The following is an 18,419-nucleotide window of genomic DNA, read 5'->3' on the forward strand; positions in this document are numbered from 1 at the left end:
GCGTTTTCGCGGTATATTTCCGGTCATGTCAGAGCATCTGGAGCCGCCACGGTGGCGTGTCTGGTTCACGTCACGATCAGCAGCATCTGCTGCTGACGAACGGATCGTCGACTGGCTGAATGCGCGCTCGACACCCGACGCTCGTCCTTTTCTGATCGGTCCCGATGGCACGTACGACTCGGAGCTGAACGCGTACTTCGAGGCGATGCCGTTCGTGAGGTTCGCGCCGGACACGCAGGAGGCTGTGGCACGCGACATCGCGCGCTTCTTGACGTTTGTTTCATGGACCCGCGGATCAATCGGAGACGCGGGGCCGTCGACGGAAGTTTGGCGGTCTGCCTCGGAGAGTGACCGTGCTGCCTATTACCAGTGGCGCAATGTCGATCTAAAGGGCCCCCGCGTCGCCGCGTCGACCTGGAATCGTGAGGTGGCCACAGTGAGTGGGTTCTATCGGTGGATGGCGATTCGCCAAGTTGTGAGCCAGTCACCGATCGCCGTTCGGGAACATCGACGAGGTGGTCGCTGGGGGCATAATTCGGCGTCGCGAATGGCCGCTCCAACACCACTCGAGGTGCGTCCGGACAGGAAAACCCGATCTATCGCTTGGCTGACAGCCGATCAATTCAGGCTTTGGCGTGACGTGGGCCTCCGCGGTTATGGCGTGACGGGCCGCCGAGATCAGTCGTTCCGTGGAACTCTCGCAGGGCGCAATGGAGTGTACGCGGATCTCATGGTCCGAACCGGCTTGCGTCTAACTGAGCAGTCTTCGCTTCTGGTGAGCGAGCTTCCAGCGCGCACTGCCGGAAACCGTTTTGGAAAGTTTTGGCTTTCCGGTTCTGTGGCTAAGAATAACTCGGCGCGTGACGTCTATATCCCGGATCAGACCTTGGGGGCCATTTCTGCATATCTGGCAGAGCGCGCGATTTTCGTCCGCTCCGCTCGGACAGAAGGCGCCTACGAGAAGGTTGTGGATCGACTAGTGACCGATGAGCGGGGCCGCACCGCAGTTGACATGAATGGCGAACAGCACGACGTGTCGTCCCTCACCCCGGACGAAAGGCGTCGCCTATTTGTTGATACGCGCTTTGGCCTAGAGCCAGCCATGTTGTGGCTCAGTCAGAAGGGGAGTCCGCTTTCTCCAAACAGCTGGCAAAACGCGTTCGCGTCCGCGAACGACAGATGCTTGCGTCTGGGATTGGCCATTCGTTGTCACCCACATGCATTGCGTCACACGTATGCGGTACGTACTCTGGAACAGCTCCAGCGGGGGCATATCGACGCGCTTTCTCGGCAGAATTTTGCGCAGCGACGTCACTACGCAATGGTCTTTGGTGATCCTCTGAACTGGGTGCGTATCCGCCTTGGTCATCGATCAATCGAGACCACTATGGTCTACCTGCATTCTCTAGCCGAGCTGGAGTTCGAAACTCGGCTCGCTCTCGTTGGGAGTGATGACGACTGGGACGTTCCGGACGAGAGCGAGGTGGCATGAAGAGCACGTCTCCGGGTGCACGTTCCAGTATTCCAACTGGTCCCTACGAAGCAACGCAGCGTATTCGAGAAACGTTAGGCGTCCTTGAATTGGACTTTGTCGGAAATGACAACCGCCAGAAAACGTATCGCGCGACTTCTTGGCCGCTTTCCGAGCTGCACCGACCTTTCATCGAAGGTATTGCCGCTGCTACCGGATACAAGGGGACTTGTCGCACCGAAAGAAGCGCGACAAACCTCTGGACGTACACGCGTCGTTTCCTGAACTACCTAGACGGCATCCCCGATCCGCCACGGCAAATTCGGGATATCTCGGGCGATCACATTCGCGGTTTCTACGATTATGCGACGGACACGAGCGCTGAGGATTCTCGCACGCCCGAGCAGTCGTTGTCGGTACTCCGGATCGTCATCGTCAACATTCCGACGGTTTACCACGTGCACCAGGGAGTGCACAGTTTCCTCGCTCGGAAGAATCCAAAGAAGAAGAAGCTCGGCGTCTCAGGCATGTCCGATGAGGTGTTCACGCAGGTCATTCGGGCTGCACGAGCCGACGTCGTAAATATTCGGACACGCATCGGGGCGGGGCGTGCCCTAGCTCAGCTCGCTGCGGCAACGCCGGCAAGCGTGCCACCGCCCCTCCGGCGGCTCGGTGACCAACTGGTCGAACTTTTGGATACAGGAGCCCTTAGACCGGGGGAGGGCGAGTCTGCACGGGAGTCTCATCAGCTCGACATTGCGGCTAATGTTTTCCTCATTAACGCGGACTTGACTCCACTGATGATTCTTCTGGCCGCTGTGAGTGGTCGAAACAGCGAGACGATAAAGGAGCTTCCGGCGGAGCATGAGACGGCTGATGACCGTGCGGTTCGACTTCAAATAATCAAACGGCGTTCAGGAGGCGACAACTGGTTCGAGGACGTACATTGGGAAGTCGGGAACCCAAGCCGACAACTTCACACGTCGGGCGGAATCTACATGCTCATCCACGACCTTTGCGCACCAAGTCGCCGGTGGGCTGAGTCCGACCGTGTTTGGGCGGTCTGGACGAACCCGAGAGGGAAGGAGCCGATCCCGAATCGCTACCCGTGGGCGCGGAGTTTGCAGGGTCCAACCTTGGATCTTGGTGGATGGGCGAAAAGGCATGCCATTAATGAGCACGGAAAGCCCCTTGACCTTTCGTTTAATCGGATCCGAACCACCTACCTACGCCGGGAAACGAGGGCCGTGGGCGGCCACGCGCCCTCGGCCGCCACGAAGAACACGCAGGATGTCCTCTTTGCGAATTACCTCGCTGGTGACGAAACCACCAAGGGCTGGGCCGACGACATCATCACGGAAACGTTCTTCGAATTGGAGGAGCAAGTCCGCTCGGGACGTAGCGCAGCTCTCGCTAACGGATCAGGTCGGCTGGGAGACCTCACTTTGACCGACAAATCGGACGAGTCCGCCTACCTCGGATGTCGGGACATTGAGCACGGTCCGCACACGCCCGGGGCCCCGTGCGGTGCTTCGGCCCTGGCGTGCTTCTCTTGCCCGAACGCGCTGATCGGTGAGAAACATCTTCCAAAGCTGCTGAACCTTAGGGCAGAGCTAGAGACACGGTGGGAGCGCACCACCCCAAGCGACTGGTGGACGCGATATGGGGTCGCCTGGATTGCCCTCAACGACGACATTTTTCCGAGATACTCCAAAGTTGAACTTGCTGAATTGTCACCCGACACGACCATGCCACTCGACCTGTTGGAGGATTCTTGGTGAACTACGAACCAGCTCTGGCTATGGCTTTCGAATTGAAATCGGGGGACATCTACGGTTCGCGACCTCGGCGAATCGACGTGAACCCCAGTCAATACTCAAATTTCGAGGATGACGTTTGGAGGCTCGATCCGATCGTTTTCGGGGCGCACAACCGTACTTCACGACTGAACTTTCTGAACATCCCATCCGTGCACCGAGGCGTCACCAAGCAATTGATGTTTGCACTGCTGGTCGCGGAGAGCCCAGTCGCTGCATCGCCGCCGTCGGCATCGACGATCGTCGGGGCGTTCTCCAGGATTCGTGCGTTCACCGCCTGGATCGAGACCTCCGGTCGGGGCACGGTTGGAACCCTCGGAAGAGCTGATCTTGACGCCTATCGCCTTCATCTGCAAAGCGCATCGAGCGACAATCGCGACAGTTTGACCACCGCTCGGCTTCGCGCTGTTCGACTGTTCTACCTCTATCGCGAACACCTGGACGAGTCGCTCTCCTTTGATCCCAACATCCTTGACGGGTGGAACGGTCGTGTTGGACGTAGGAAATGGAAAGGAGAGAACCGCACACCGCGGATCCCCGAAGAAGTCAGCATGCCCCTCATCGAATGGGCGACTCGATTCGTCTCAGATTTCGCCGAAGACATTCTTCAAGCGCGGGAGGAGTGCATCTGGCTTGCCTTGAGGGGCAGGAAAGTGCCTGCCGAATTGCGCAAACAGCAGACGTCCGCAGAACGTGCCGCGGCTGTCGAGGAGGTTGTTGACCGGTATGTCGCTGCCGGACGCCCATTGCCTGCGTCAATCTGTCCGCCATTCAATGACACGCTGAAAGTCAATCTCAACCACATTGCGCGAGAAGCGAGCGCATGTATCGAATCGACTCGGGCCCAGGAAGCGGTCCGCGCGGCGGTGAGCGTTGTGGGCATTGATTCTGGTACCTATATTTGGCACGAAAACCAGAGCCCAATTCTGCGGGAGATCGCTGGTCGTTTCTTTGCTTACGAGGACGTGCCGAGGTGGTCCCAGATGCTGGTTACCGCAAGCTACATCGTTGTGGCTTTTTACTCCGGCATGCGCGACAGCGAGATCAAGAGCCTTAGACGAGGTTGCATTCGCGTCGACCGGGACTCCACAGGATCCCTAGAAATCGTCCGGATATTGGGGCTCGCGTTCAAGGGCGAGACTTCGCCAAGCGGTGTTCCCGCAACATGGGTGGTAGGCGCGCCCGTGAAGATAGCGATTAGGGTGATGGAGACCATCCGATCTGAAGACAAGGACGAGCTGCTCTTCGCACCGTTGCGCGAGGGCGGTCAGGCACCTAGATCCCTTGGTCGTCTTGCCATTTCTAACCTCACCACAATTAGACACCTAAATCACTTCTTGGGTTGGGTCAATACCTACGCAGAGGGCGCGAACCGCGCGGACTTGATACCCGACGTGGATGGCAAGGAATGGCGACTTAACACCAAACAGTTCCGCCGTACGCTGGCCTGGTACATCGCACGACGACCGGGCGGATCGATAGCGGGAGCCATCCAATACCGACAAAACAGTCTCCAGATGTTTGAAGGATATGCGGGCACCAGCCAATCTGGTTTTCGAGCCGAAGTGGAGAGCGAGGAGGCAATCCGCCGCGGGGAGTACCTCCTTGAAATCGCGTCCGGCCAGCACATCGTCACCGGCCCGGCGGCAGCAATTGCTCAGACCCGAGCCGAAGCGTTTGCGGCCAAAACAAGCTTCTCGGGTGTGGTCGTCGACAACGAATATCAGCTGGAGCGATTTGTCCGATCCAGTAGCCCGCAAGTATTTCCTGGTGATTACGTCATGTGCGTTTTCGATCCAGCGAAGGCTTTGTGCGCCCGCAAAGACCCAAAGTCACCGAACCAGGCAAAGTGCCAGCCCCTCGCCTGTCGGAACGGAGCTCTCGACGAGGGTAACCGCCAGTATTGGGAGGAACAACACGCCTCCCTGACTGGTGCTCTCGGCTCGGAGCTGAGCCCCTACGTCCGAGTGCGATTGGCCAAGCGATTGGATGACATCGATCGACTCCTAGTATCAGGAGGAGGGGCGTGATGGCTTACCGCCCACCACTCACAGAAATACTCGACTTGGCAAGAGTCCTCATCGGCGAGTGCGCGGAACGGGGCCGAGCCGCGACCGTTTCGGAGCTGAGTAGTCGCTCAGGGGTCGGTCGCTCTGCGCTGTACTCAATTTACCCCGAGGCTGTCGACGCGATCCGGGAAGACCGCTCTTCGACCGGCGGAGGCCCAACGGGGCGTCCCCGTGATGAACGCGTTCGTGATGCGGAGTTGAAGGCACGCAAGACGAGGCGTGAAGTGGACGGCCTACGGGCAGAGCTGGCCATCTATGCCGAGAGGGTCAGGTTCCTATCCGAAGAAAACGCCCAGTTGCGACAGGTCTTGAACGAACAGGGTGCGTTCCCTCGACGGTTGGGAAACTTGCGCTCCTGAACGGCGCGCTTCTGAACGAGTCACTTGTCAAAATAGATATTTTCGACCTCTCAGCACTCGCCTCCTCAAAATTCGGGTCAGGGGTGCAGCAATTCGAAGTCTGCGCTAGCGAGCAGTATGTTGCACTCGGAAAATCCCTTCGTCCGTCTTGGCGTAGATCGTGTCGTTCATGATTTCTGGAATTGATTGCGTTAGATGCTGCCGAACAGCATCAATGTCGTCTTGCCAAGTAGCTCCGTCGCGGTGACTGCGGTAGGCACCTGAGCCCCATTTCTCGAAACCGACCCAGTGGGCGAGATCTTCGATGCCTAGCGCACCAGGCCGCTCTCGTACCTTCCATACGTCGGGATCGGCGAGCTTGGTAAGCCAGTCATTGAGAACGATTTTGAACCGGAGAGTCGGTGATGGGTGAGTCGGCGAGAGTGCTGAACGGTCATCATGCCAACCTTCCCACTTCAACGCTTCGAGTGCGAGTAGCGCGCCCGACACCTGAGTGATGAGGTCATCGGCAGCGAATGGCGAATCGAGAATGAAGTCATTCGCGAGCAGATCGCACGCTATCTCATCACGATACCGGCGGAGGGAAACCTCGTATTTCTCTAGCTTGTACCGTTTGGGACCCCACTGACTTGCCTCCATATTTGGCATCAAATCGGATACGCGTTTGTAGGCGTTCTGGCGATCCTTTTGTCCCGCTACCGCGTGTGCCATCTCATGAGCAATGGACCAACGAACGGCCGCCGCTGTGGTTCGTTCAATGAATAGCGGATCACTTGCAGATTGCAGCAGTTGAGCCATCGGTACGTCGAGAGTGCTGTTGGGCTCCAAATACTGGAACAGGCTTCGCATCGCTTGGATTTCATCCAGCGTTGGATCGCTCGCCACGAGGATCCCAAACAGCGGGAATATCTCGCTTATCTGCGTGCACAGCTTGATGAAGCGAGACGACACTGTGACGAAGGGTGCACCGCCCTGCAACGTGCTCACGGAAGCCATGTCTGCTGTGTCTGCGAGTCCGACGAAAACGGCCCTTGACGACAAGATATCTGGTCTCTCCCAGCTTCGAGGTGGCATTCGCCAAGCCTGCAACCACTGGTCTATAGCCGAAGTTGAGGCATTCTTGAAGTTGCCGATGTCACCGACGGCATTCAATAGCCACGGCTGTGCCGGGGCTGCTTTCACTGGACTACCTAAGAACTTACGTTGCGATTTAGCGAGACGATTTTCCGCCTTTTCCTCAGGATCTTCTAACTTTAGGGAGGGATATTCAGGGTTGAACAGCATCAGATGGGCGCATTCTCGTTCAGGAGTTTGTTGTTTGGATACGGCGCGATTGCGATCCGAAATCCGCTCAACAGCTGATCCGTCCGTTCACGGGGCGATTCGAGTCTTATTTGACTAAGGTCTCACCCAGCATTGAGCTTATCCGTCTGCGATATGGAGCGATGATGACCGCCCTAGCTCAATATCCTGGATGGAAAACAAGACCTGTGGAACGCTCCACTGCTTCAGGTGCGCCGGCGTCGTGTGATCATCTAGCTAGTCCCCCAGTGTGTGATCAGGAGAGTGAGCAGGTCAGAACGATAGTTCTTCGTCCCGTCGAAATGATGATTGGGTCGGCACTGGCGTGTGTGACTCGATGGCTGGGTCGCATCTTTCATATGGATGAAGAAGAATGGGCAGTGCGGCTCCTCGATGCAGCGCTCTGCCCGTTCTACGACTCTGCTGGGCTCCAAGCCTGGCGTGCACATACGTCAGAGGCACTCCTCAACCTGGTCAAAGACGCGCGGATCGTCGCGGTCTCAACCCTGAACGGCGACTTCTTCTTCCCCACATTCCAGTTCAGCGCGAGAGGAGAGCTTCTCCCAATCCGAGAAGTGCCCGCGCCGTTTTCTCCAAGTCGTGACTGTGAATGGTTACGCTTCGAGCGCAGCCAAAGCTGCCCGCAAAGCCAAACCCAAATCCGGCGCGGGGGAGCGTCTCTGCCAGGTAGTCGACTCTTTTTGCACCTCTATCGGCCCGCGCACGAGCACGTCAGTGATGGACAAGCCATCGCGGCTCAGGATGCCTGACAGACTTCCAGTACACATGAGTACACGCAGAGCCCAACGCCCGCAGGGACCACCGTCAGAGTCCCCGTTGCCTCCACCGACGCTTGAGGCCGAAACCGATAGCTCACCAACAAAGGCGCCGATACGGGATATTGGCAAGGGCTTCCGCTGGTATGACATTCCCTACCTACTCCTACACACACTCCAATACTCGCGATTTGCAGTGTGGCTTCCTGCTCGTCTGCGTTTGAAGATTCGTGAGACGGTTAGCTTCCTGTTTCAAACACACCACAATCGGTGGCGCCGCGCTGTCGGCACCTTGTCCAACTTCGATCGCATCGAAATGCCAGATGGTGAAAAGGTGTCGATGCCTAGTGTGTGGATTGCCGAGTACTTCACCCCTAGCGGAGTGCGCAGCCTTTATGACGCAATTCACACGTCCGGCTGGGACGGAGGTCGATTCTTGGGAATGGATCCGGGTGGAACCGAATCGCTAACGTCGTCGCGCAGCGGTCAAGGTCAGATCTGGTGGCGTATTGCGGACCTAACGTCGATGTCGGCTGGTTTCACCTCCTTCGACTCGCAGAGAGCGAGGCTGCCTGCAGGCGTTCAGAGCATCAACCTTGTTGGAGTGTCCATCGGGAACGGACTGACGGCTGTCGTGGCAGGATTCAACCTTGACGAGTCCGTCTCGGAACGTCTGAACAAGGAGTTGCACGCGCCCCACCGCAGTGAAGTGGTCAAACGGAAAGGGGAGAGAGCGGTGTCGCAAGGCCCCAAAGCCGTGCTGCAATACCGCGTGCAAAGCGTTCGCAACGACATACACCGCGAGCTTCGTAGCTGGATGACGAAGACACTGCCCGGCGCGTTCGCGCGTGCTCAATACCCGCACCCGCTTTTCGACCTGATCCTCTTCGACGTGGCAGATCCTCTGGGTCGCGACGAGGGAAAGCTCGCTAAGAACGATGCGATACGTGCGATTGGAGTAGGTGAAAACGCGGTATACGTGTCTCGGAGCGAGAGTTTACCCGGTCTCGTCCTCGATCAGCCTTCCCGCATGAACTGGACGCCGGATATCTCGCAGAACGTTTGGTCGCTCTGGGGAAACCGGTCTGCGGTGCCTGCTCTAACCCATGGGATGGGCCGCCCAGATGTCAGCAGCGCTGGCTACTCTGTCGGTGAAACGATGACGGAGTACATCGCTCGCTCCGGCCTCACGGCGCTGCTGCACCTTATGCGCGGCAGCGCATCCAACGCTCACGACAACGCACGCAAGTTGCACGGTGGAACGAGCAGCCGAGATCTGAAGCGACTCAGGGACCGTACTCTCACCACCAGTCTTGACCTTGCCAGACTAGAGCAAGACATCAGGGTCTACAACGATCGGCGATGGCGAGATCGAGAGCCACAGTTCTACCTCGATGTCGCGCCTTTCTTCAAGAAGAGGGATGAGGAGAAGGGTCTCAAGGCATTCAGACCACGGGACTTGAACAAGAATGAAAGGAAGGTCCAAAAGCGGCTGGCGCGCGAGCTTGTCGCCTTCGACGCGGAGTACCGAGAGGTACTAGGGACCGTCGCGTCCCTGGGAGCGTCGCTAGACTCCCGCCGTGTGCAGCGAGTCGCGACCTGGGTCGCAGTTGTGTCTCTGGGAGTGGCGCTCGTGACGCTTTGGGCGACCCAGAAGTCACCACCCGACCTGGTCGGAAGTGCATGCTTGCTCGGCCAGGGACTTGGCTGGTGGTATTGCTGAGGTGACGATCTCAGGGCATAGCCGGCTCTGAGACACATCGGCTCAGGCCAGACGTGTCGAATGGGAACTCGAGACGGGGACGTTGACATTCAGCGTCCCCTTTAGCCGTTCAAGAATGAAATATGCGTGGGCTGATCTTGTTTCAAGTCTCGGAAGTTAGGGCCCGTCGTGTTCTGTATCTTGCTTGCCAATTGTCTTTCGTGCCTTCTCGAACGGCGAGTCAAGGACAGCGGCCGCGGCGAGCACCCGCCAGGCCTTGATCCGGGCCGAGTCGCTGAACGGGCCGAGCGCGGCATCGAGTGAAAGCTCTACCCCTTGATTACGTCTATGCCAGCGGTCGATGACTGTTCTGGTTTCGACGCCAGCGTCTCCAACCAAGTACGCATTGCACGGAGGTCGTCCGGGCGGAGACCAACCATGGGGTGTGGAGGGATCATCAGGCTGGGGGTGCCGATCGTCGCTCCGAGAACTTTCCACCCATGCAGTTCAACTTCGCCGTCGTCGACCCAGATGAAAGGGCCAGCGTTGGAAGCTTGATCTTCCAGGATGCGTTGCGCTTTCCACCAGCCCCGGGTCTCGCCCGAGGGGCGAGGCCCTGGCAGTAGGGGAAGGATCCGTGCGTCCGCTAATCCGCCCAGCTGAGGGACCAGGAAGCGGCGGACTGCGTCAGCTTCGACCCATGTGGTCACCCAGACCAGATCTACTGTGAATTCGGCGCGTAGGCGCTCCAAGCCTTCAATAAGGGCGGGCGCCCAGACGACGTCGTATGTGACAGTTCTGTCTTCGCCATAGTCCACAAAAACCGAAGCCGAGGTAGCGGGACCCCATCCAGAGTCAGGGCGGCCAAACGGGCAGACGCATCCGTCGATGTCCAAGTACAGCCTCGGCGCGACTGCTTTGGTCTCCTGGCTCATCATCAAGACGACCTCCTCCTGCTGGTTCTCTAATTCACCGTTCCAACATTGCCTCACTTCGAACCTAATGAGACAACACGAACTCTGAGCAGCGTGGAGCCAGTATCTTTGCCCCCGCTTTCCAACGGCAGGAGTGTCCAAGGTCCAGCGGTCCCAGGAATGCAATGGTCATCTTGGGAAGCTGTAACTTCTTCCAATTTGGCAAGCGGCTGATTCACTTCCGCATGCAACAGCACTCTTTCAGCATCTTACGATCGGCCGATCGAGCTTCCAAGGCGGGTCGCTGAACTCCTTCGGTTCCTGGCCCATTAGTCGACCCCTGGGGCCGTCAAGGAGATCGACGAGGTGCAGTCTCCTGCGCGATGGGCGTCGCTTCGGCTACTACAACCCGCCTTCAGCCCCGCGGTGGAGGCTGGACATGGGATGATCATCGAACGCGCTTTGGGCAAAGCACTATGCACAGATGGAGCACATGAATATGGCCAAGTTGGAAGATGAAATCGCGGCAAGACGCAGGGACATATTCACTGACTCCTACAGCATGTCCATTGGCGAACTGACGAATCTCTACCGGGAGGGTGAACTAGAAGTTCATCCCGAATTCCAGAGAATCTTCCGCTGGGATGATCTTCAGAAGACGCGTCTTGTCGAAAGCATTCTTCTTGGTATCCCGTTACCCTCAATATTCGTCGCTCAGACGGAGAACGGCGCCTGGGATGTAGTCGATGGAGTCCAGCGGCTGAGCACCATTCTGCAGCTTCAGGGTTTTTTGACCGATGACAACGGCAGTCTGGTGCCGCCAATCAGGCTTCAGGCCACGAATTTGCTTCCATCCCTTGCGGGCAAAGAGTGGGACAACGGTAGCGATGAGTCAATCTCCTTCACTCAAGCGCAGCGATTGGATTTCAAACGAGCGAAGCTCGACCTCAAGATTGTCAAACGTGAGTCCAGCGCCGAGACGAAGTACGATCTCTTCCAACGGCTAAATTCCTACGGCTCGCAAGCTACGCCGCAAGAAGTCCGAAGCTGTATTCTCATCGCGAGCAATAGAGGGTTCTATTCTTGGCTAAGCGAACTAGCGAGCGACCCACATTTCCTGGCGACAGTCGCAATCAGTGAGCGACTTGTGAGCGAGCAATATCATCTCGAGTTGGCATTGCGATTCCTAATCCTGCGGAAGCTTCCCGAGGGTTTAATTGCGACCATCGGCAATCTCGGCGATTTTCTAACATCCGAGGCGGTGAGCATGGCGCTCGACCCGTCCTTCGATGAAGAGACGGAAGGAAATGCCTTCAGAAAGACCTTTGCGCTGCTTGACGACGCAGGGAATGATGCGATGTTCAAGAGATGGAACGAAACCCGAGGTCGTTTCCAGGGAGCCTTCCTCAACACGGCATTTGAAGTGGTCGGGATGGGGCTCGGCTTTAACATCGACTCATACGCGAATGCCGAAGAAACGAGCGCAATCGATAGAGCCAAGAGTTTCTGGTCAAATGATCAGTACACAACGGGGTTTGCAACAGGCGTTCGAGCCGACGCGCGTATGGCAAAGAGTATCCCGCTGGGTCGACAGCTTTTCGCTAAGTAGAAACGGCATTTGACGGGTGCCAACGCTTCTAGAAGGGCTTGTCGATCGCTTGGATGGGGACCTGGCAAATCGCCGTCGCGAGATCGTCGACTTCCGATTGATGGTGGACGCCAGTTCTGGTTCTCGGCGCGACCTATTGGCTCGAGCTTGTCACGTTATGGCTTACGCCCACTGGGAGGGCTTCGTAAAGTTGGCGATCGAGGTGTACCTCGACTACGTGCTGACCCGCGGTCTAAACGTCGGTTCATTAAACTTCGGCCTCCAGAGTCTTGCGGTGAGAACGCCAATGCGATTGGCCACCGAACCTGATCGATCAATTGAGAGAATTGCAGACCTGCTCAAGTTGCTCGATGGACGAACGACTGAGCGGTTCGTCGTAAGTCCGCACGATATCGTGCAGACGGGAAACATGACCGCGGGGACCCTGAAAGCGCTTCTCGGCTGTGTTGGTCTTGAGTACCTCCCGGCTTATCAGACTCGCGAGAAGTTCATTGATTCGGTCGTCTGCGGGCGAAGACATCGCATTGCTCACGGAGAATGGCAACCTATCTCCGGAGACGATGCGAGGGCAGTCGCTGGTGATGTATTGGTTCTGTGCGCGGAACTCAACGAGCAGATTCAAACCGCAGCAGCCTACGAGACTTTTTTGCTCTGAACTGCGTCGGTCAGTTCCACAGGCGTCACGCTCCAATTTGGAGGCTCCTATAGCGACGCAACATCCCTCGCGATGGCCCCCATCCGAGGTTCAGATGAGGACCCTGAGGGAGCCAAACGTGTTTGAACGCAATGCCTCTCGGTGCTCTTTTCGTGATGCACCTGCGGCAGAACAATAATCGGGGGACCTTGTGACGACTCGAAAGTATGGTTAGGGGCGGAGTAGTAGGCACTTCTCCGCTTATCTATACCGACTCTGGATCCCGAGCGCTAGAACTCGGCTTGAGGGACACATGCTACTGAGACACGATCGTTCCCCAGTGTCGATAGTGGTCTTGTTGAATCGTCAGCCTTAGAGCCCGTGTGAGAGCACTTTGTGTGCTTCACAGTGAGACGACTCATCAAAACGGCATCTGGCTCCTCATCGTTTGGGATGCGCGGACCAGTTTTGGGCTGGACCGAGTGTCTCGGAAATCATCACTTTTGTGAGACTGTGCGGGAGCAGTGCCCTGAATCTGTGACGCGCCGCGGGGTGGCACACGACTTTTCCGATTCCCCAGCGCCTGGCGCAGAGCGTCAGCCCGGGGCCTTCGCCTTTTCCTTTTGGCGGCGACAAGATCGTCACTCGGGCCGCAACGGCTACTGGGCGCCCGACTTGGGGACCGTTCTCATGATTGTGCGCGTGACCTCGAGGCTGCCAGTTGCTGGAAGTGGAACGATCTCGTCGTTACCTTCCAAATGCGGTATCCAATCGTCTTCTTCTTTACAGTAAAACCAGTTCGCATATTTAGTGCCGAACGAGGTTCCACGTGTCTTGCTCAAGTGGTCACTTGCCCTCTGATATTCAGCGAGGGATTCTGGGGTCGGAGTTCGACGCACGACGAGTTTCCAGCGAGGTCCCTGATAAGTCTCGCTGTAATCAAGATGGCGATTGCTGCGATTGTGGCGGTAGTAGAGGCTCCATGATGGAGTACTGATTTGCCAGAAGAGGGCTCGCTCGATTACACCTTTTCGGTGAAGCGTGCCGGCCGCTCGTCGAAGTGACGTTGTCTCACTCGGCCCTCTTGCAGGGCCGGACCCGTGAAGGTCAAACCATGCCAGAGGGGGAATCTCCTCAGCATCCAGGCTGGACAGCAGCCTGCGCTGTACAGAACCTAACCCGCGGGACATGAGCTAAGTGTTGCACTACTAGGCGTACGTGTCAGCGGCAGCGGCCACGCTAGAAGAAGGAAAGGCCCGCTCTGTTAGCGCAGAGCGGGCCCAATGGTCTTCCTCAGCAACCAAGCATCGGAGCAGACATGGCGAGTGTACGACGAAAAAAGGGCTCGAAGGTACTCCGGCCTCACGTGAAAGCCCGATTGAGCCTGGAGCTACGGGTTCATGTTGAACTGGACGCGAAGGTCAGGGCATTAGTGAGGCTCGCTATCGTAATTTCGGTCGCAATCTCAATTGGGAACCAGGCGATGGGGGACCTTGCACCAGCCCTCTTGAAAGTGCTCAACTGACTCGCGTGTTGGGAAAGGGGCCAGCCTGCCATAGGGAAGGCATAGTCTCCCAGTACCTCGACCGAGACCTACCGAGACCTACCGAGACGTGGCTAGATGCGGCCCACCCATCGCTTTTGTACAACGGCTCGACCAGCGGGACCGCGACCTTGGCTAGACCATCCGGTTGCTGGAACGCCGATTCACCGCCATCCCGAGCCCGCTTCTAGCCGCGACCGAAGCGGCGGTAGAGCGGACCTGCGTCCCCTACGTTGAAGTCATGGGATACGGGGCGGGCGTCAATCTATTTCTCTTCATCGCGAGCCTGATCAGCTGGATGGTCATGCGAGGAGTTTCCCCGGGGATGAATGCGGTTGGCACCCTCTTTGTCACCGGCTTCGGGGTACTCACCATCGTCTTCTTCCTCCGTCACGTCTACCGGTCCGTCATGCCGCGCGAGCCAGTGGGCCCGTACCTGATCATGGCGGCCGTCACGTGCGCCATCGCAGTCGCCCTGAACTCGTGGGCGATGGCGGGCTCGCAGGCCGCGGCCGACACCAAGGCCGAGGCGGCGGGGACCGTCAAGACCTGGTTGACCGGGAACACCTCGGGAGATTCGCACTACCTCGGGAAGTGGAGCGCATCCAAGAGCGTCGACATCACTACCGACGAGTTTCCACAAACCCGCGTGACACTCAGCCTCACACTGGATTCCTCCCGCCCAGACCTAGACGTGATCCTCGTGCTCAATTCTGGGACCGAGGTTCTCTGCGAGAGCGAGAAGGCGGTCAACTGGGCCCGGACCAACTATGGCCTGAAGGTCGAGGCGCCCTGCGATATGGTCGTCCCGCTGGAGGACCTAAATCACCTGCGGCGAGTGACGATCGCCGAGAGCACCAGGGTCGGCAGGTAGCCCCGCCATGCGAACGTGGATTAACGTCAGCCTGCTCGTCTTCCTCGCCAGCGCCATCACCTGGATGGTGGTGAGGGGCGCCTCGGCGGAGGCCAACGTGCTGTCGACTCTCGGAGCAACGCTATTCGGTGCGCTCCTCGTGGGGCTCTGCCTCCTCCGTCAATACCGGGAGGCTGAACCGGGGGAGCGTTCAGATTCGTACCTGCTCGCGGGTGGCATCGTGGTGGCCCTTGCCGTAGGCCTGAATACGTGGGCAATCGTCGGGATGCAGGCCGAGCGGGCCGCCGCCGACCCAACGGAGGGGACGGTTTCGACGGTATTCGCCGGGAGCAGGTCTGGAGATTCCGTACACATGGGCAAGTGGCAGGCGAACCCTCAGGTCGAAATCTCCACGGACCACTACCCCGAGACGGTCGTGACGATGACCCTCGTCGCGGGCTCCTCAAGCCCGGACTTCGATGTGATCCTCGTGCTGAATGACGGCATCGAGATCCTGTGCGAAAGCGACAAGCGGGCCAACTGGAAGCGGTCTGTCGCCGGTGTGACGATCAAGGCTCCGTGTGAGAGCGTCGTCCGGCTGCGTGACCTGAAACAGCTGCGCACGGTGAGGCTCAAGGAGAGCCTTCGAACCGGCTGGTAACCCTGCGATTACAGACCGTGGAGTCAGCCGCTCAAGCGATGAAATGAGCATGGCAAACTGAAAAGTTGGGAAAGGGTTCACATGCAGATTTACCGACTCAGCGTTACGCTCGCCCAGCCTCTGGCGGACGATGACTATGACCGACTCTTCGATTTGGGCCTGGACGACTGCACGCTGGGCACAGAGGATGAGACGGGACTCGTCCTAGCGTCCCGCGAAGCAGAGGACTACGACTCAGCCTTGCTCAGTGTGACCGAGGCTCTACGACACGCTGGTTTTTCGGTCACCGCCGTGACTAGTGCCGAACCCGAATAGCCGTGTAGATTCCTCGGCAGCTGTTTCGCTCTCTGCTGCCATGCGTTCAACGCCTCAAGATTTCGGCCTGGCGAATGGCGTCTTGGATCACGGTCTCAGCTTCGCCGGCTGTAGCCGTTCAAGATTGCTAACACCGTCTTGTATGTCCTTATTCACGATCCAGAGTGCGATGCTCCACTCGTCCAGGCTGCCTCGCAGGACTTTCAGTACCTCGCGCAATCTTGCGACGAGTTCGCCATTCGGGCCGAGTTGAGAGCTTGGGAAGAGCACGTCGCCCTCAAGGGTCCTAACGTTGAGGAGCTGCCCATCGCTAACCAATCCAAGGGAATCCTTCTCTGTGAGACCCAGCCAGTTCAGTAGCCCTGCCCAGTCGCAGAAAGGCCCGACCGCGTTCGCAAGGGCTCGTGTCGCCTCTTCGTCGTCCATTGTTGGAATGCTGCTCAACTGTCACGCTAGAAGCCAACGATCGTGGATGTTTCTGGTCCAGGCTTCAGCGTCACCAGCCAGGTCCGCATGGCGTGAATGTCATCCGGCCGGAGGCCGACCATGGGGTGCGGGGGATCATCAGGCTGGGTGTACCGGCCGTGGCACCGAGCACTTTCCAGCCGTGCAGTTCAACCTCGCTGTCGTCCGCCCAGATGAATGGCCCCGCCTTGGCGGCTTGATCTTCGAGGAGGCGTTGCGCCTTCCACTAACCCCGAGTCTCGCCTGAACTGCGAGGCCCCGGAGTCAGAGGCAGGATCCGACCATTCGCCAGACCGCCCAGTTCGGGGACCAGGAGTCGCCTCACGGCATCGACTTCCGCCCAAGTGGTTAGCCAGATCAGTTCAAGAGCGAACTCGGCTCAGAGAGTGACGAGGGCCTCGATCAGAGCAGGTGCCCAGACCACGTCATAAGTCGCGGCCCTGTCGTCATAGTCAACGAGGACTGAAGCAGTCGTCGTCGGACCCCAGGCTGCGTCATGGCGCCCGAATGGGCAGACACACCCGTCCACATCCAAATAGAGTCGCGGTGTAACCACCTCAGGTGTCCTGGTCACCGTGACGTCCCCTCGTGCAGATTCTTTGGCCGCTCGGTGACGTTGCTGCAATTCGCTCGCAATGAGAGCATACGAACTATGACTGACAACCACGCACCCGATGCTGTGACGAGCGAAAGGCTGCCGAAGAATGCGGGGTTCCAAGTACCCGACGAAGCGGTCAGGCGCTTGGCGGAAGCCGTGGCCAGACTGGCGAACGATCCCGACTATTTCATCCAAGCGCTCACGGAAATGCTGCTGGCGATGGAGCCAACGTCATTTGATGAGCTACCAGAGAACGAAGTGCGATTTCTGATGGAATCGGGTGCGTTCACCGCCGAAACGTGGGCATCGACGTCAGAGGGCAAAGGAAGTCCGCAGCTCCGGATGACAGAAGGATGGCTGGTGGACATTCTCGCAACCATGTCGCTAGATGACGTAAGAGGATTCCTAGGCTGGGAAGAGGAAAGAATTGGGGTGGCCGTTGCTCACGGGCATCTGTACGCGGTCGAGATATCAGGTAGCCTCCGCTTCCCCACCTGGCAATTCAATGTCGGATCCCCGGCGAAACTGCTGCCCGGTCTCACCGAAATCATCGAACTTGTGATGTCGCGATGGCACTGGCGAAGCGTCGCTGGATTCATGGCCACACCGCAGTCAGACCTCGTCGCAAAGGGACGCCAAACCCCGGTCGCGTGGCTCCGCGACGGAGGTGATATTAAGGTCATCATCGACATCGTCGAGGCAGCGGACTGGACCTAGCAGTAGCCTCTGAGTATTTGACGCTCAGAGCACCACCTAATCGTGCGGTTCAGTACCATCGCTCGTTCGAGAGGGCACCACGCGTGGCATGGTTCAGCACCACCGGCCCACCGAACGCTGGTCCGGGCAGGTGGTAGTGGAATTTCGGTGACTCGCTGGCAAGCAGTCGGGTTGGTGGGCTCCCGTCCGGGGCGGAGATCCCGACCGGACGTTCTGACCGCGCGGTGTTGCGTCCTCTAGGCTTCGGAATGAGCAAACGCTCTCGGTCCACGAACCGGGGGGGATGGAGGGGGAGAGCTGATGGACGCCAGCGGCCGCAATGACTGGGGCGAAGTAGAGGCGACGGCATCGTAATGAAATCGTCGAATTCGAAAGCACGTCGCGCGACACACGCAGCGAAAGTCACCGCACGCAGCGCGCAGAGTTCCGGCACGATCAAGTGCTACGTCGCGCCGTTCGAACACCCCGACGGAACGACTGACCTTTGTCTCCGAGAGAAGGTGACGCGGCGAAGAGTGAGGGTTGTCACTGACCAACAAATGCTTCTGCCGCTCAGGCCAATAACGAACCTGTTGCAAGACTGTTACGCCCACGGCGGCGGCCTCGTCGAGCCT

At 58.2% G+C, this 18,419-nt stretch carries 13 protein-coding genes; 10 read left to right on the forward strand and 3 right to left on the reverse strand.

Features of this window, described 5'->3' with window-relative positions:
* The first annotated feature begins 25 nt into the window (after positions 1-25).
* The 3 genes from MQH31_RS05775 to MQH31_RS05785 are packed head-to-tail and all read left to right on the forward strand — an operon-like array spanning position 26 to position 5,318.
* Positions 26-1,492 carry a tyrosine-type recombinase/integrase gene (locus MQH31_RS05775; protein ID WP_243011268.1) on the forward strand — a complete coding sequence of 489 codons (1,467 nt, stop codon included), beginning with the start codon at positions 26-28 and terminating at the stop codon, positions 1,490-1,492.
* Complete coding sequence (locus MQH31_RS05780; protein WP_243011269.1) at positions 1,489-3,252, forward strand: hypothetical protein; 1,764 nt, start codon at positions 1,489-1,491, stop codon at positions 3,250-3,252. The genes MQH31_RS05775 and MQH31_RS05780 overlap by 4 nt, the downstream gene beginning before the upstream one ends.
* On the forward strand, positions 3,249-5,318 hold the full coding sequence (locus tag MQH31_RS05785) for a site-specific integrase (protein ID WP_243011270.1): 2,070 nt from the start codon (positions 3,249-3,251) through the stop codon (positions 5,316-5,318). Before MQH31_RS05780 ends, MQH31_RS05785 begins: the two co-directional genes overlap by 4 nt.
* Positions 5,319-5,821: 503 nt before the next feature.
* Here the strand turns inward: MQH31_RS05785 and MQH31_RS05790 are convergent.
* Complete coding sequence (locus tag MQH31_RS05790; RefSeq protein WP_243011271.1) at positions 5,822-7,000, reverse strand: hypothetical protein; 1,179 nt, start codon at positions 6,998-7,000, stop codon at positions 5,822-5,824.
* A 377-nt stretch (positions 7,001-7,377) separates the two neighbouring features.
* On the opposite strand from MQH31_RS05790, the gene MQH31_RS05795 reads away from it, so the two are divergent.
* Together MQH31_RS05795 and MQH31_RS05800 are read left to right on the forward strand one after the other, a co-directional pair.
* On the forward strand, positions 7,378-7,788 hold the full coding sequence (locus MQH31_RS05795) for a hypothetical protein (RefSeq protein WP_243011272.1): 411 nt from the start codon (positions 7,378-7,380) through the stop codon (positions 7,786-7,788).
* Between the two features lie 226 nt (positions 7,789-8,014).
* A complete protein-coding gene (locus MQH31_RS05800; protein WP_243011273.1) occupies positions 8,015-9,517 on the forward strand; it encodes a hypothetical protein in 1,503 nt (500 codons plus the stop codon).
* A 308-nt stretch (positions 9,518-9,825) separates the two neighbouring features.
* Here MQH31_RS05800 and MQH31_RS20975 read toward each other — a convergent pair whose 3' ends face one another.
* Complete coding sequence (locus MQH31_RS20975) at positions 9,826-10,434, reverse strand: HAD domain-containing protein (RefSeq protein WP_372488129.1); 609 nt, start codon at positions 10,432-10,434, stop codon at positions 9,826-9,828.
* Between the two features lie 469 nt (positions 10,435-10,903).
* On the opposite strand from MQH31_RS20975, the gene MQH31_RS05805 reads away from it, so the two are divergent.
* From MQH31_RS05805 to MQH31_RS05820, 4 genes are all read left to right on the forward strand, one after another.
* On the forward strand, positions 10,904-12,019 hold the full coding sequence (locus MQH31_RS05805) for a DUF262 domain-containing protein (protein WP_243011274.1): 1,116 nt from the start codon (positions 10,904-10,906) through the stop codon (positions 12,017-12,019).
* Positions 12,020-12,035: 16 nt separating this feature from the next.
* Positions 12,036-12,674 carry an MAE_28990/MAE_18760 family HEPN-like nuclease gene (locus MQH31_RS05810; RefSeq protein WP_243011275.1) on the forward strand — a complete coding sequence of 213 codons (639 nt, stop codon included), beginning with the start codon at positions 12,036-12,038 and terminating at the stop codon, positions 12,672-12,674.
* 1,763 nt (positions 12,675-14,437) lie between these two features.
* A complete protein-coding gene (locus MQH31_RS05815; RefSeq protein ID WP_243011276.1) occupies positions 14,438-15,070 on the forward strand; it encodes a hypothetical protein in 633 nt (210 codons plus the stop codon).
* 7 nt (positions 15,071-15,077) lie between these two features.
* Positions 15,078-15,710: a hypothetical protein gene (locus MQH31_RS05820; RefSeq protein ID WP_243011277.1), complete on the forward strand. Its 633-nt coding sequence runs from the start codon at positions 15,078-15,080 to the stop codon at positions 15,708-15,710.
* Positions 15,711-16,112: 402 nt separating this feature from the next.
* Here the strand turns inward: MQH31_RS05820 and MQH31_RS05825 are convergent, their stop codons facing one another.
* Positions 16,113-16,451, reverse strand: coding sequence for a hypothetical protein (locus MQH31_RS05825; protein ID WP_243011278.1), 339 nt, complete (start codon positions 16,449-16,451; stop codon positions 16,113-16,115).
* Positions 16,452-17,142: 691 nt separating this feature from the next.
* Here MQH31_RS05825 and MQH31_RS05830 point away from each other — a divergent pair.
* Positions 17,143-17,805, forward strand: coding sequence for a hypothetical protein (locus MQH31_RS05830; RefSeq protein WP_243011279.1), 663 nt, complete (start codon positions 17,143-17,145; stop codon positions 17,803-17,805).
* Positions 17,806-18,419: the final 614 nt, after the last annotated feature.

This window comes from Cryobacterium zhongshanensis (assembly GCF_022760445.1).
Taxonomy (GTDB): domain Bacteria; phylum Actinomycetota; class Actinomycetes; order Actinomycetales; family Microbacteriaceae; genus Cryobacterium; species Cryobacterium algoricola.